This is a genomic window from Streptomyces sp. SID13666, from assembly GCF_010548325.1.
Lineage (GTDB): Bacteria > Actinomycetota > Actinomycetes > Streptomycetales > Streptomycetaceae > Actinacidiphila > Actinacidiphila fildesensis.
In genome coordinates this window covers 66,686-80,596 of record NZ_JAAGLX010000020.1, presented here as the reverse complement: position 1 = coordinate 80,596, position 13,911 = coordinate 66,686, and the positions used below count along the sequence as shown (strand labels likewise).

Annotated in this window: 13 protein-coding genes; 5 read left to right on the top strand and 8 right to left on the bottom strand. The window is 68.5% G+C overall.

Features of this window, described 5'->3' with window-relative positions:
- Positions 1-21: 21 nt before the first annotated feature.
- On the top strand, positions 22-2,070 hold the full coding sequence (locus G3I60_RS45660; RefSeq protein WP_239070177.1) for a serine/threonine-protein kinase: 2,049 nt from the start codon (positions 22-24) through the stop codon (positions 2,068-2,070).
- Positions 2,071-2,088: 18 nt separating this feature from the next.
- The gene (locus G3I60_RS24370; protein WP_164295881.1) at positions 2,089-2,760 is read left to right on the top strand and encodes a hypothetical protein; all 672 of its coding nucleotides are present in this window, start codon (positions 2,089-2,091) and stop codon (positions 2,758-2,760) included.
- Between the two features lie 706 nt (positions 2,761-3,466).
- Here the strand turns inward: G3I60_RS24370 and G3I60_RS45655 are convergent.
- The 8 genes from G3I60_RS45655 to G3I60_RS24325 all read right to left on the bottom strand — a co-directional run bounded on the left by G3I60_RS45655 (position 3,467) and on the right by G3I60_RS24325 (position 11,068).
- Positions 3,467-4,633, bottom strand: coding sequence for a tyrosine-type recombinase/integrase (locus G3I60_RS45655; RefSeq protein WP_164295879.1), 1,167 nt, complete (start codon positions 4,631-4,633; stop codon positions 3,467-3,469).
- Positions 4,634-5,212: 579 nt separating this feature from the next.
- Positions 5,213-5,557, bottom strand: a complete 345-nt coding sequence (locus tag G3I60_RS45650; protein ID WP_244809028.1) for an SRPBCC domain-containing protein — start codon at positions 5,555-5,557, stop codon at positions 5,213-5,215.
- Entirely contained in the window at positions 5,446-6,510 is a 1,065-nt protein-coding gene (locus G3I60_RS24350) for a methyltransferase domain-containing protein (RefSeq protein ID WP_138353976.1), read from the bottom strand. Before G3I60_RS24350 ends, G3I60_RS45650 begins: the two co-directional genes overlap by 112 nt.
- A 320-nt stretch (positions 6,511-6,830) precedes the next feature.
- Entirely contained in the window at positions 6,831-7,427 is a 597-nt protein-coding gene (locus G3I60_RS24345) for a response regulator transcription factor (RefSeq protein ID WP_239070176.1), read from the bottom strand.
- Between the two features lie 460 nt (positions 7,428-7,887).
- Positions 7,888-9,078 (bottom strand): RedV protein, encoded by a 1,191-nt coding sequence (locus G3I60_RS24340; protein WP_138353978.1) that lies wholly within the window; start codon positions 9,076-9,078, stop codon positions 7,888-7,890.
- Positions 9,079-9,091: 13 nt separating this feature from the next.
- Positions 9,092-9,874: a 4'-phosphopantetheinyl transferase superfamily protein gene (locus G3I60_RS24335; protein WP_244809029.1), complete on the bottom strand. Its 783-nt coding sequence runs from the start codon at positions 9,872-9,874 to the stop codon at positions 9,092-9,094.
- A gap of 11 nt (positions 9,875-9,885) precedes the next feature.
- The gene (locus G3I60_RS24330; RefSeq protein WP_164295878.1) at positions 9,886-10,776 is read right to left on the bottom strand and encodes a DUF6206 family protein; all 891 of its coding nucleotides are present in this window, start codon (positions 10,774-10,776) and stop codon (positions 9,886-9,888) included.
- Between the two features lie 10 nt (positions 10,777-10,786).
- Positions 10,787-11,068 (bottom strand): hypothetical protein, encoded by a 282-nt coding sequence (locus G3I60_RS24325; protein WP_138353980.1) that lies wholly within the window; start codon positions 11,066-11,068, stop codon positions 10,787-10,789.
- Between the two features lie 298 nt (positions 11,069-11,366).
- On the opposite strand from G3I60_RS24325, the gene G3I60_RS24320 reads away from it, so the two are divergent.
- From G3I60_RS24320 to G3I60_RS24310, 3 genes are read left to right on the top strand one after another with little or no spacing between them, the layout of a single operon-like run.
- The gene (locus G3I60_RS24320; protein WP_138353981.1) at positions 11,367-12,368 is read left to right on the top strand and encodes a beta-ketoacyl-ACP synthase III; all 1,002 of its coding nucleotides are present in this window, start codon (positions 11,367-11,369) and stop codon (positions 12,366-12,368) included.
- A 42-nt stretch (positions 12,369-12,410) separates the two neighbouring features.
- On the top strand, positions 12,411-12,662 hold the full coding sequence (locus tag G3I60_RS24315) for a phosphopantetheine-binding protein (RefSeq protein ID WP_138353982.1): 252 nt from the start codon (positions 12,411-12,413) through the stop codon (positions 12,660-12,662).
- Entirely contained in the window at positions 12,659-13,882 is a 1,224-nt protein-coding gene (locus G3I60_RS24310) for a beta-ketoacyl synthase (RefSeq protein ID WP_138353983.1), read from the top strand. The genes G3I60_RS24315 and G3I60_RS24310 overlap by 4 nt, the downstream gene beginning before the upstream one ends.
- Positions 13,883-13,911: the final 29 nt, after the last annotated feature.

Below are 13,911 nucleotides of genomic sequence, written 5' to 3'. Positions count from 1 at the left end.
GGGGAGTAACGGGGGCAGTCAATGGAATGGATCGTTCCGGGATACAGCCACACTCGGCCGCTCGGCTCGGGGGCCAGCGGCCGTGTCGTCCTCGCCCTCCACGAGGTGACGGGCACGCCGGTCGCCATCAAGTACCTCAGCGAGGAACTGCTCGCCCAGGCGGAGTTCCGGGAGATGTTCCGGGAGGAGGCCCAGCAGCTGGGTCGCCTGGTCTCGCCTCATGTGGTGCGGCTGTGGGAGTACGTGGAGGGCCCGCTGGGCGTCGCGATCGTCATGGAACTGGTCGACGGCATCCCTCTGCGCGCGTTGCTGCACCAGGAGGGAGCCACCGGCCCGGAGGCCGCGCTGGTGGTGCTCAAGGGCTCCCTGCTCGGTCTGGCGGCCGCGCACGGGGTGGGTGTCGTGCACCGGGACTACAAGCCCGAGAACGTCCTGGTGGCAGGGAACGGTTGGTCGAAGCTGGTGGATTTCGGCATCGCTGTCCCCAGTGGGCAGAACGGCGGCGTCGCGGGCACGCCGCCGTACATGGCTCCCGAGCAGTGGATCGGCGACCCGGCGTCCCCTGCGGCGGACGTCTACGCCGCGACGGCGACGTTCTTCGAATGTCTCACCGGCATGCGGCCTTACGGCGGGACGACGTTCGTCGAGCTGGCGGTGCAGCACCGGGTGGCTCCCATTCCCGCCGTGCTGGCGCCGGCTGCGGTCCGGCCACTGATCCGGCGGGGTCTGGCCAAGGCGGTGAGCGACCGTCCGCCCAGCGCGATGGCCTTCGTCCAGGAACTGGAGGCGGTGGCCGGGGCGACGTACGGGCAGGATTGGGAGGAGCGCGGGCAGCGGAAGCTCGCCGCGCTGGCGGCGCTGCTGCCCCTGCTGTTTCCCTCGGCGGGCGTGACGCCGACCCATACGACCGTGCTGGCGGAGACCAGGTTGCCCGGCGGGAAGCCCCGCAGGGTCGGGCGCGTGCCCCGAAAGGGTGTGCGCAGGATCGTTCCCAAGAGAAAATTACTCGTCGGTGGAATTGCCGGGGGAATTGTCCTCGGAGTGCTGGCGGGTGGTTTCGCCTCCGGCATGATCCCCCTGCGGGACACGTCCCGCGGCGCGGTTACGTTGCGACTGTCCGCGTCGGTCGTGGCTGATGGTTCGACGTTTGTGGCGACAGCCTCGGGATTCATGCCCGGGGAGGGGGTGCGCTTCTCTTGGAGTGAGCGTCCCGGCGGGGCGGTACTCGCCCTGGTCATCGCAGGTCCGGGCCAAAGCGTCTCGTCCACGGTGTCAACGGCCGGTCTCGAAGGCAACGCCTCTGCCATCTTCAAGGAAAGGGACCGGCCTGGTTCCTACGTCATGCGTGTGACCGGGCTGAGTTCCGGACGGTCGGCCTCGACTTCGTTCGAGGTGATCGCCGCCGGTGCGACGCCCCCTCCGACGTCCCCGGGGAGCGGGAGCGGGGGTGCGTCCGCGACGGGCGGGTCCTCAACGGCGGGCGGAGGGGGGTCTACGACGGGTGGGGCGACCTCCGGTGGGGCGACCCCGGGCGGCACGACGACTGGTGGGACGACCACGGGCGGATCCACCTCGGGAGGGTCCACGTCGGGTGGGACGAGCGCGGGCGGATCCACCACGGGAGGGTCCACGTCGGGTGGGACGAGTACGGACGGGTCCACCACGGAAGGGTCCACGTCGGGTGGGACGAGTACGGACGGGTCCACCACGGAAGGGACGACCGGTGGGCCCACCTCGAGTACACCGGTCACGCTGACGTTCTCTTCGTCGACCGTCCCCTATGGCAGTGGTTTCACCGCGAGCGGTTCGGGTTTCGAACCCGGCGAAACGGTGGTCATGACCAACGAGGCGACCGGCGCGAACTTCGATGGCCCGTCAACCGCGGACGGCGACGGAAACTTCACGGACCAGGTCTCGGAACTCCTGCCGCCCGGTAACTACACCTTCCGGGCGGTTGGGCAGAGTTCCGGACGCAGAGCCCCGGCTCAACTGGTGGTGCTCCCAACGCCTGATGACCTGGCGCCCGTGTCCCCGTCCCCGCCGTCGACGACGACGCCAGTCATCAGGTGACGAAGGGTGTCCGAAGCCATGACCTCTCAGAACGAACCGCAGGACGCGCGCCCGGTGGAGCACGACACCGTGCGTCTGCGCCGTGAACCGGAGGACCTGTCGGCGTCGGAGGCCGCCACGCCCCGGTTTCCCGACGGGTACGTGCCGGCGCTGAGTGCGACGGTGCACGAACCCGCCCCCAGCCCCGCCCCCGACAAGCTACTGCGCTTCGGCCCGGGCGTGCCCACGCACACGGCACCGGAGGTGGCCGCGGCGTGGCACGGCGAACCAGCCACCGCCCCCGCACGGATGAAGCCCCGGCGCAGGCTCCGCCGCTACACCCTGGCGGGAGTGGTACTGCTGGCCGTGCTGGCGTTCCTGCTGTGGGAGCGGCTCGGCGCACCCCTCGGTATCGACTCCGTCTCGGTCGCCTCCGCACCCGCCCGGGTGACCTGCGGCGGCACGGAAACCGTCACCGCCACGGTCCGGACCAACGGATGGGGCGGAAACATCTCCTACCACTGGGCGCGCAGTGACGGCACGGACAGCGGCCCCCAGAAGCAGTACGTCCGCCCCGGGGAGCACCAGGTGCAACTTCCCGAACTGTGGACCGTGGTGGGTCACGGCACATTCCGTGCCACGACCACTCTGTGGATCACAACCCCGGACTGGCGAGGCATCGCCGCCACTTTCGACTACTCCTGCCGGTAGTGGCACAGCCGTTCGCATGGCCATCGTTGCTCCGTAGTCAGCACCGAACCAGCGCGGGAGCCAGCACCGTGCCGTCGAAGTATGCCAAAAGTCGCATCTCTGCAGCGGGGCGTCCAGCGCCGCCGGAAGGCGCCGGCCTGGCCTGCGATGCCGCGCATGGCTGCCGCGCGGACACCCGGCCCCGAAAGTGTGGTGTCCCACCACATGTGCGCCTGACCAGCGGCTTCCTACGGTGTGGCGACATCGAATCGTCCCCGTCCCCGCTCGGAAGTGGTGACCATGGCTGCCTCGGCATCCGCTCCACCCACACCTTCGTCCCTCAAGCGCATCGTCGCCGCGAGCCTGATCGGCACCACCATCGAGTGGTACGACCACTCATTCGAAGAGAGCTAGGACCTGCGGGTTTCCATGATCCGGGCCGTCGCAGTCAGCACGGATCCAGCACAGGGATCTTGGCGTGCTGAGGTTGTGCTGGCTGGGCCGCGCCGCAGCGTTTGCCGCCGAGCCCGGCAGCAGGCGAGGACCGATCACGGAGCGTTCCGAACCACCTTGCTCTTCAGCCTCTCCACCAGCGCGGCCCCTACGCCGCCCAAGGCCGGTTCCTCACCCCATCGAGTGAAACGAACGAACACGCCAGCCCCTCTGTCCCCTCGTGCCCCGACACCCACGCCAGCGGGCGAAGGACCGAGGCGTCCCAGGGTGAGGCTCAGTACTTCACTGCGAACGCGGCCTCATGGACTGCCTCGAACTCGAGCGGAAGGTTCACCTCGGCCTCGAGGGTGAAGATGGAGTCCATGACGGTTCGCAGGCGCTCCGGCGCATCGGGCATGACGTGTGCGTACGTCCGGTGCGTGGTGCGGGAGTCGCGATGGCCGAGCCACTCGGCCATGTCCGTCACCGGAACCCCCTTCGCGAGGCCGGCGGAGGCGAAGAAGTGCCGCAGCCAATGCGGAGTGATCTCCCTCACGATCCCCGCGGCGCACCGGGCGGCGTGCCAGAGCCGGCTGATGAGCGAGTACATCAGAATGTTGGTCCGCCCAAGATTGGCGAACAGATAGTCCCCCACAAGCCGGTTCAGCCCGTCCTCGACACGGAAGGTCCCATAGCAGCGGACATGCTCGCGGACCTTGGCCGCAATGCTCAAAGGCACCGGCACCAGCCGCCCCTCGTCCTGCTCCCGCCATTTGAGGTGGCGGATCCGGTGCGCCCTCCCCCGCCCCTTGGGCAGGACCCGTCGCCCACGCACCCCAGGCAGGTGTTCCTCGCCGTCCTGCGCGATCTGACGGTCGACGCACAGCGTGCCGGCCGCGAAGTCGAACTGCTCCAACGAGACCGCGCTCGCCTCGCCGATCCGCAGCCCGCACCCGGCCATCAACCACACCACCAACCGGTACGGGCCGGGAAGATGTTCCGCGATGGCGGCGATCTCGCTCAGCGACGGCAGCCGGATCACCCTGCGAACTCCGCGCCGGCCGTACCGGCTCCCCCACCGCACCTGCCGGCACGGGTCCTTGGCCAGGTAGTCGTTGGCGACGGCGAACCCGAAGACCCCGCGCAAAATCCCATACCGGCTATAGGCGGTGCTCCGGGCATAGCCCCGCTCCTCCACCATCCACACCAGCCACGCCCGGATGTCCTTGGCCTTGACCGAACCGATGGGCCTGCCGCGGAAATACGGCTCGATATGGCAGCGAAGACTCGCCTCGTACTGGCACCGGGTGGTCCTGGCACGGTCGCCGCAGTCAATGAACTCCCGGTACACCTCGGCCAGCGGCTTCTTCCATCCGGTAACACCGATGTAGATACCGAGAACCTTGTCACTCTCCACCCTGGCCGCGAAACCATCGGCCAGCGCCTTGCGGCGGAACGACACTTCCCGCTGACGCCCACTGCGACCGCCGGGCTCGCGATACCGAACCGTCCAGCTATGCCCGCAACGCGACCGGACACAGGGGTAGCACTTACTCCTCTTATCGACCTTGCACTTCTGAAACACACTGGCCAAACGCCCAGCCCACTCCCATCGGCGCGCATGTCACAGCTCAGCTACCCCGACACCAGCGACAAGAAAGACTCCCGCAGCGCGTTCACCCTCCCGATACCACCCACCGCCGAGACACTACTCTTAACCCAGTTGGTCCCAGTGCTCGTGGCAGTTTCCTCCATGGTGGATGCGCACCAGGTACATGGCGGCAGTTGCCCTTCCCGTCATCCTGGTCACCAGGACGCGCGTCACCGTCTGCCACTCCTTGCGAGGGCCGGCAGCGTTGGACGCACTGCCAGGCCGCTCAGACGGGGGCGTTCTCCACCCAGCGGTCGGGGCCGGGGTCGCCGCCTTCGGCGCGTACCGCCAGCCGCTCGACGTAGTGGGCCCAGCCCTCCTCGTGGGGCGAGCGGGCCTGCGCCGGCAGGTCGTGGTGGACAGGCGCAGCAGGGTTCCCTCGCCGTCCGGCTACAGGGTGATCTCTACGGTCGTGGAGTCCGGCGGGACGGGCATGTCGCCGGTCTCCCAGCCCCAGGTGAAGACCACGCGCTTGGGCGGGTCGAGTTCGAGGAAGCGCCCGGCGGCGCGATTTTCGCCCTTGACGTTGGTCCGGTAGGCGCCGCCGGGTTCGAAGGAGAACTCGCCGTCCTCACCCGGTCGGTCATCGCAACACCGATCTCGCGTCGCGTGCGCCCTGGCCGTCAGCGGCGCGCCACGTAGTAGACGTTGAGGATGTCGCCCTCGACCCGCTGCGTGTCGACCTGGTTGAAACCGGCTTCGGTGAGCATCCGCCGCGCGGTCTCCTCGCCCCACACGGTTCCCAGGCCCTCTCCGCCTTCGCTGAGCGAGACGCTCATGCAGTAGAACGTTGAGAAGGTGTAGAGCGCCGGGCCCAGCGGGTGGTCGGTGTTCTCCTCCAGCCGGCTGGACGCGGCGATGTCGCCCATCAGGAACACCCCGTCGTCGTTCAGTGCGCCGGCGATCGCGGCGAGCGTCTGCGTGGGCCGGGCGAGGTCGTGGATGACGTCGAATGCCGTGATCAGGTCGTAGGAGCCGGTCAGCGCGGCGCAGTCACCGACCTGGAACTCCACGTTGGCAAGTCCCAGCTCGGCGGCTTCGGCGCGCGCCGCCGCGATGCCCCCCTCGGACATGTCCAGCCCATGAAAGCGGCTCGCGGGGAACGCTGCGGCCAGAACGTTGACCGCGTGGCCCTGGCCGCAGCCGATGTCCAGAGCGTCGATGCCGGTGCGCAGCCGCTCGGGCAGGCCCGGCACGAGCGGGACGATCGCGTTCACCAGCGCCAGGTCGTACACCTCCCCGGACTCCTCTGCCTGAAGAGCCTGGAACCGGGGGTAGGCGGAGTACGGAACGCCGCTCCCGGTGCGGAACGCCTCCAGCACCTGCTGCTCGACCTCGCCCATCATGCTGAGATCCTGCGCGATGCGGGCCAGGTTGTCGGGCCCGGCCGCCCGAGTGAGGGAAGCGGCGTGCTCGGGCGGCAGGACGTAGGTGCCGTGCTCCGGCACGTAGTCGACCACCCGGCCGACCACCATCGCGCCGAGCCACTCCCGCACGTAGCGCTCGTTCAGCCCGGCCGCCAGGGCGATCTCCTCACTCCGAGCCGGCGGCATCCCGGCCATCGTGTCGAACAGACCACTCTCGTGCCCCAGACCCGTCATCATCCCCAGGCAGGCGTCATTCACCATCTGGATCATGCGGCCCGCGAACGCCTCCTGCTCAACTGCGTCCAGCTCTGCGACGGACATCACTCCTCCTCGCCATCGGGCCGGAGCGGGAGGCGGGGCGTCGCCGACCGCACTCGCGGCAGGCGGCTCGATGAGATCGCGACGAATCTCTCCTCTTCTCCCAGGCTACGCCGCCTGGACCTCCGAGGCCGGGCAGAGATCTCCGGCGCAGGCCACCCCCCCTCTGTTCGCGCTCGCTGCCGAGATCCACATCCCCTTGTCCGGACGGGCATCGCGGCGAGCGTGTCGGGTCGGACTTTTCGACGAACGCCCCTCTTCGGGACCTTCCGCCCATGGACCAGGATCCATTTTCAGGAGTGTCGCGGCGCAGGGTGCAAACCTCACTTGAAGCCTTGCTCCAGGACTGTGACGAGTCCGGTCTCATAGGCGACAGCGACCGCCTGGGCTCGTGTTCCCACCTCAAGCTTGGTGAGGAGGTGATGGACGTGCGACCTCACCGTGGCCGCGGAAACCGACAGTTTGGCGGCGATATCGGCGTTCGAGCTTCCCCTGGCGACAAGGATCATGACCTCTGCCTCGCGGGGGGTGAGGGTCCCGACCAATCGCAGTGCCAGGTCGGACGTACGCGGAGTGCCGCTCGTGTCGATGCTGCCCTGTGCGGCGACCGGGATCACCAACGTATCCCCCTCGATTACCATGTGCAGCACCTGCAGCAGTTCATCGGAGGAACTTTCTGGCGAGAGAACTGCCCGAACACCCACGCCAATCGCCTCTAACGAGCGGTGGGTATTCTCGGTCTTGGCTATCAGAAGGACCTTCGACAATGTGGCGAGCTTGGAAAGTACGCCCTTGTCATCAATGGTCAACGCCGGAGACACGACGAGGACAATCTGCGGGCTCCACTTTTCCACCGCCGCCAACACCCGGGCCCCGGTGACATCAGCGACCACTTCCATGTCATCGCGCTGGGCGATCAACGCTCGCAACCCTCCGCATATTATTGACTTGTTGCAGCAAATCAATACGCGCGCGATCATGAGCGACCGCCAGGAACCGCGAAGCGGGAGATGGCCCCGACTCGGATCTGCCTCCACGAGCACCCACCGCCGGACCGATCGGCCGACCCGCCCCGGGACCCATCACGAGACCAACCCATGGTGGAATTGGTTGACCATTCGACAAAACATGCGGCGCGGGGGCGCTGGACGAGTGAATCCGCCCAGCACGATCCGTTACCCATTCACACCCCCGTGAATGAACCCGATCATCCGTTTCTTTTGCGCACCTACCGTGCCGACACGCCTACGCCAGTGCAGCTCCCTTGGTACCGGGAATCCCGGCGCCCGTGCCGGGACTTGAGGCTAGCACGAAGGACGAAGGCCCGAGTTGGCCGTAGCACGGACTAAGCGGTCGATTAGCGGCGCCAGGGCGGAGGGTTCAGATCGTTCGGGTCGAAGAATTGAAATGACGCGGAGAGGGCGGAAACTCTACGGTCGGGTAACCAAGCCGGCTCAGGAAGAACACCCGGCCGGTGAGACCGAGACGTCGTTGCAGGCCGAGCCGGACATCCTCGTGCTGCAGGACGACGCTGACAGGGTGCAGTGCCAGTCCGGCGCGTGTGGCTCGCAGCCAGTACTCGGCGAGCATCGCGCCGCCCTGAAGGACGTCGGCCAAGCTCGGCTCGTCATCGCGAAGGCTCATGGCCACCACGACGGAGGTGGGCCGCACCATCGCGGCGAGTTGCCGTGCGAGGAAGTTCTGGTAGCCGACGCGACTCAGCAGGCGCATGGTCGACGGGGCAAGCGCCGTGCGCATGAGCCGGTGACGTGCCCGCGACAGCGGCCCGAAGAGCTGGGCGAGCGTGAACCCGTCCCCGCTGACCCGAGCCTCGATGTGGCTCCAGCGGATGAAGGAGTGCGTCTCGCGCCAGGCCTCTTCATGCGCGAAGTCGCGGCCTCCGTGGCCGGCCACGAAGTCGGCCAGTCTCCCCCGCTCGAATCCGGACCGCAGATGACGGACCGTCACCAATGCGCCGGACGCCGCCGCTCCGCAGGGTGCGGTGAGCCCGCGCAGTACGGCCGGGTCGACGAGGCCTTCATGGTACCGAGCACGGTTGGTCCGCCGCGCCGCAGCGGTGGCGCGCAACCCGGCCAGCTCCGCACCGGTACCTCCGTCCCCCTCGATCCGGCGCAGGCGCGCCACACTCAACAGCGACCACGTCCTGGGGCACCCGTCACCGAACAGCTCCGTGAGGTGTCCCTCGTCGTCGCCGAACCGCAGAGCGTCGAGCACCCACCCCTGCGCGTCCAGCGCGCACAGCAGCAGCTGCCAGTACGCACCGCAGCTCAGTTGCATCTCGACGGCGTGCGCGGGCAGAGCTCCGAGCCGGCGCTCGTGGTCGAGCGCCAGCACCAGATATTCGGCTGTCTCCTCCTCATCGTCGCCCCCGAGCAGACGGGCAGCGGCCGCGCGGGCACCGGAGCTGCTCAGCAGCGCGTGCGCCCACGGCTGGCAGTTGTGCGACGACGGACTGAGCGCCGCGATGGCTGCGGCCTCACGCAACGCCTCCGTGAAGCCGGGCGGGCGCGGTGGGCGGGCGGGCGTCCGCGGTGCCGGGGATTGCTGCATCAGACATCCTCCACTAAGGCTCCTGGCGCCAGACCATGGCCAGGGCGTATCCGTCGATCTCCCGTGCCCAGCTTTCGAAGTGCGGACCCGCCGCATCCGGAATCCGCCGCCGCAGTTCCGGACTGGCCGTCCACGAGAACCGACCGTCGGCCCGCCAACCGGTCAGGACCACCTCACGGCTGTCGACGCGCAACCCGACGCCGAAGTGCTTGAGCACCGCCTCCTTGCAGGCCCAGCGCAGAGGCACCGGCATCCGCTGCAGCCGTCCGCCGCCGTGAGCGCCTCGTGAGTCGGTGTCGAAAGCGAGCAGATCCTCAAGAAGCGGCGACATCGCCCGGCTCCGTTCCAGATCGATGCCGATCTCCCGGGGTCCGCACGCGGCGATGGCGAAGTCGGCGGAGTGCGACAGACCCACTTCGACCGGGACGTTCACCACCGGCTTCCCCGCGCGAACACCGTTCTCGACGGCCCGGACCCGGACGTCGGCCGTTCTCATCGAGAAGCCGGCGCTCCGCTGCCGGTAGGCGCAGACGCCGTGCTTGATCGCGAGTCGGCCGGCGAGCCACTCGATACGCCTCTTGGCGAGCGGCAGCGTCGCCGCGTGGGCGATCTCCTCGGCGCACAGATGACGCTCCGAGAGCGCCGAGTGGGTGTCCTCACCTTGTGAGCGGAGCCACGCGATGGAGACCACCGCGAGGGTGAGGGGGCCCCGTGCGTGCCGCAGCTGCAAGGGACGTGCCGGGTCGAGGGTCACACCCCCGCCGAGCGGCGGTACCGGCTCTGCAGCGCCAGGCACCAGAGCACTCGTCACCGGTTGGCGACCGAAGGCAGAAGGAAGGGATACGGCCGCCGCCGGATCCTGCGGTGCCAGAACCGGTCGGCCTTGCGCAACCGCTGGATCAACTCCCACATGCGGGCGTCACCACCGTAGTAGGCAGCCACCTCCGCCTCGGTGATCGGCTCGGCCAGACGCCTGTTGGCCTGGGCGACGAATGCCGGGATCAGCGCGTCGAGCCGCTCCTTGTGCAGGTTCCCGAGGAAGTCCAGGACGACGCCGCGTGTCCCGTAGAACTTGTCGAAGATCGACCTGGTCATCGACAGCCGCACCACATCACGCAGTATCCAAGGGAGCGAGGTGAAGAACAGCCGGACGTCGAGTCGTTCCCGGCCGCGCGCATCACGCAGCAGCGGAGTGGTGACATCCAGGTAGACCAGATCGCCGTCCACATCCATCCAGTTGCTGGCCTGTCCGTCCAGGCCCGCTTCGGGTCGCACCGCGCGTTCGACACTGTCGAGGAAGCGCTCGAAGAACTCCCGGGCCCACGCTTCGCCCGCACTGTGCATGAGCGCGGAGCACAGACGGTTCGACGGCAGAGCCTCCTGTACGCAGTAAGCCACGATCTCTCCCGACGGCCGCGTCATGTGCCACAACTCGGTGTCGGCGACGCGCACTCCGCCCTCCCGCAGCCGCACGAGGTACTCGTCGAGTGTCCTTCGGTAGCGCTCGAACCGGGCGCGGGAGGGGAAGACGGGCAGCCGTTTGCAGGCGAACGCGCCCCGGGCTGTGCGTAGTCGCAGGACGAGAGTCACCTCGCCGTAACCGAGGACGTCCAGAGCACTGTCATCTCCGGTCAGCAGTGCCGTCCGGACCTGTTCCTCCAGGTCCGCCAGTTGTCTGCCCGGAACGGTGAACGACATGGGAATCCCCTCAGTTCTCGTATCCGCCGGCGCCACTCAGCAGCACATCGGATCCCCGTGAGGCGCGACGGCGGTACAGGGGGTAGACGGCGCAGGCGACGAGCACCGCGCCACCTATGCGCCGGGGAGCGAGCAACCGGGCGACGCCGCCCCGAACGGGTTCTCCGTCGGAGAACGCCAGGTCACCGAGCGGATCGCCGCCACCCCGGGACCGGACCAAGAGGGTACTGATCGCCACCGTCGCACCGAGCGTTCCCGCGAGGCGTCGTGGGGTGAGGATACGTGCTGCCATGAAGGGTCTCCGTTCCTGAGTGACATCGCGCCACCGCTTCCGGGTGCGCCGTCGGTCGTGTCCTGCTGCTGCATCCTCGCGCTCCGGACTGACGGGAAGCTGACCGGACACTGACGTGGTTCGGGCCGGTCACGGCCGGTGGAACTCGTCAGCTTCCGGTCAGCTTCCCGTCAGTCCCCGGGACCAGAGTGGGCGGCACCGAAGCACCACGACCTGGATGCGAGGAGCAGACGACCGTGTTCCCACGCCGCAACAGCCCCGCGCTCCCAGCGGTTCCCACTCACCCCGGTGACAGCCGGTGAGCCGGGCCGCCGTGCTGGCCGGAATCGGCAGCTGCCTGCCGCCCAGGGCGGTCTCCAACGAGGAATTGACAGCCCGGCTGGACACCTCTGATGAGTGGATCCGCACCCGTACGGGGATCGGTCAGCGTTTCTTCGCGGCCGAGGGCACCACCACGTCCGATCTGGCGGCCGGCGCCGGCGCGAGGGCGTTGAAGTCCGCGGGCACTGACCTCGCGGACACGGTGGTGGTCGCCACCACCACGCCGGACCGGCCCTGCCCGGCCACCGCCCCGACGGTCGCCACCAAGCTCGGAATGACCGGAGTCGCCGCGTTCGACGTCTCCGCCGTCTGCACTGGATTCGTCTACGGTCTCGCCACCGCGGTGGGCCTCATCTCCGCCGGAGCGGCGGACCGGGTCCTGGTCATCGGAGCGGAGACGTTCTCCACGATCCTGAATCCGGCCGACCGTTCCACCGGAGTCATCTTCGGGGACGGTGCCGGAGCAATGCTCCTGCGTGCCGGAGAATCCGACGAGCCCGGGGCGTTCGGCCCCTTCGACCTCGGGAGCGACGGAACCGGCGCCGACCTGATCACCGTCCGGGCCGGCGGTTCCCAACAGCGGCTGTCTTCCGTGGCGGTCGCGCCCGACGAGCAGTACTTTTCCATGGCGGGCAAGGAAGTCTTCTGGCGCGCCGTGCAGCGTATGTCGCGATCGGCGAGCGCGGTCCTGGAACGGGCCGGGTGGCGCAGTGCCGACGTCGACTGGCTGGTCGCTCATCAGGCGAACCTGCGGATCCTCAACCGGGTGGCTGACGATCTCGGCTTCGGACCCGAGAAGAGCATCGGCAACATCGGTGAAGTCGGTAACACCGCGGCCGCTTCCATCCCGCTCGCCCTGGACCACGCACATGCCGCCGGCCGGCTGCACGCGGGAGACCGTGTACTGCTCACCGCGTTCGGCGGCGGTCTCACCTGGGGGTCGGCGGTACTTACCTGGCCGGAGCTGGCCACCCTGTGACACCGCATGTCCCCTGCCGCACCACGACGAAAGGAATACACGATGACAGCGATGTACGAACGGCTCGTCGATCTGCTGGTGGACAAGTTCGAAGTGGACCGGACGAACGTCAGGCCGGGTGTCACTTTCGAACAGCTCGAGATGGATTCGCTGTTCCTGGTCGAGCTGCTGCTGGTCGTGCAGTCGGAGGTCGGTGTCGCCATCAGCGAGGACACGGCCTCTCCACGGGACACCCTGGAACGGGCGGCGGAGCTGATCGAGGAGCAGGTAGCCGCAGCGACGACGACGTCATGAGCGCGGTACCGATCGCGGTCACCGGCCTCGGCCTCGTCACCGCGGCCGGTATCGGTGTCGAAGCCAGCTGGCGCGGTGTCTGTTCCGGTGTCTCGGCCGCCAAACGCGACCCGGTACTCGCCGGTCTGGCGGTGGACATCTCCTGTACCGTGCCGGGGTTCAACGCGGCCAAGCACGTCGGACGCCGCAGCAAACTGGTTCACGACCGTTTCGTCCAGCTCAGCATCGTTGCCGCCCGCGAGGCCGTGGCTGATGCCGGGCTCGACCCGCTGACCTGGGACGGTGCGAGAGTCGGGGTCGTCATCGGCTGCGGAGTCGGAGGCTCTGCAACCGGTGAGACGCAGTTGCGTGCCATGCTCGAAAAGGGCCCGGCAGCTGTGTCCGCACTGCTCATCCCCATGCTCGTGCCCAACATGGTCGCCGGACATCTGGCCATGGAGTTCCATGCCACCGGCCCGAATCTGGTCACGTCGACAGCGTGTGCCTCGGGAGCCACCGCGATCGGCACCGCCCTGCAGCTCCTGCGGGACGACAGTTGCGATGTCGTGATCGCCGGCGGCAGCGAGGCGGCGGTGAGCCCGCTCATCGTCACCGGATTCACGCAGATGGGCGCACTGTCCCGGCGTACCGACGACCCCGGCTCCGCGTCCCGTCCATTCGATGCCGACCGGGACGGGTTCGTCACCGGCGAGGGCAGCGGCATGCTGGTGCTGGAACGGGAACGTGACGCGACGGCACGGGGCGCACGGGTGCGCGCCTTGGTGGCGGGATACGGCGCCTCCGCCGACGCGCACCACATGACGGCCCCGGACCCGGAGGGCACCAGCGTGCGACGTGCGTTGAACACCGCACTGTCACGGGCAGGTGTGGCTCCCTACGAGGTCGACCACGTCAATGCCCACGGCACGTCCACTCAGCTCAACGACGCTGCCGAGGCCCGAGTCCTGGAGGCGGTGCTGGGGGCCGGACCGGCAGTCACCTCCACCAAGGGCGTGGTGGGTCACACCCTTGGCGCCGCCGGAGCGATCGAGGCGGTGTTCACCGTGCTCAGCCTGGAGACCGAGACCGTGCCGCCGACGGCGAACCTCGACCACCAGGATCCCGGGATCCAGCTCGACATCGTCGCCGGTGCTCCCCGGCACCGGCGGCTGGACGTGGCTGTCAGCAATTCCTTCGGATTCGGCGGTCAGAACGCGGTGCTGGTGTTCACCTCCGGGTGAGCCCCCTGCACAGCGGTGCCCGACGTACC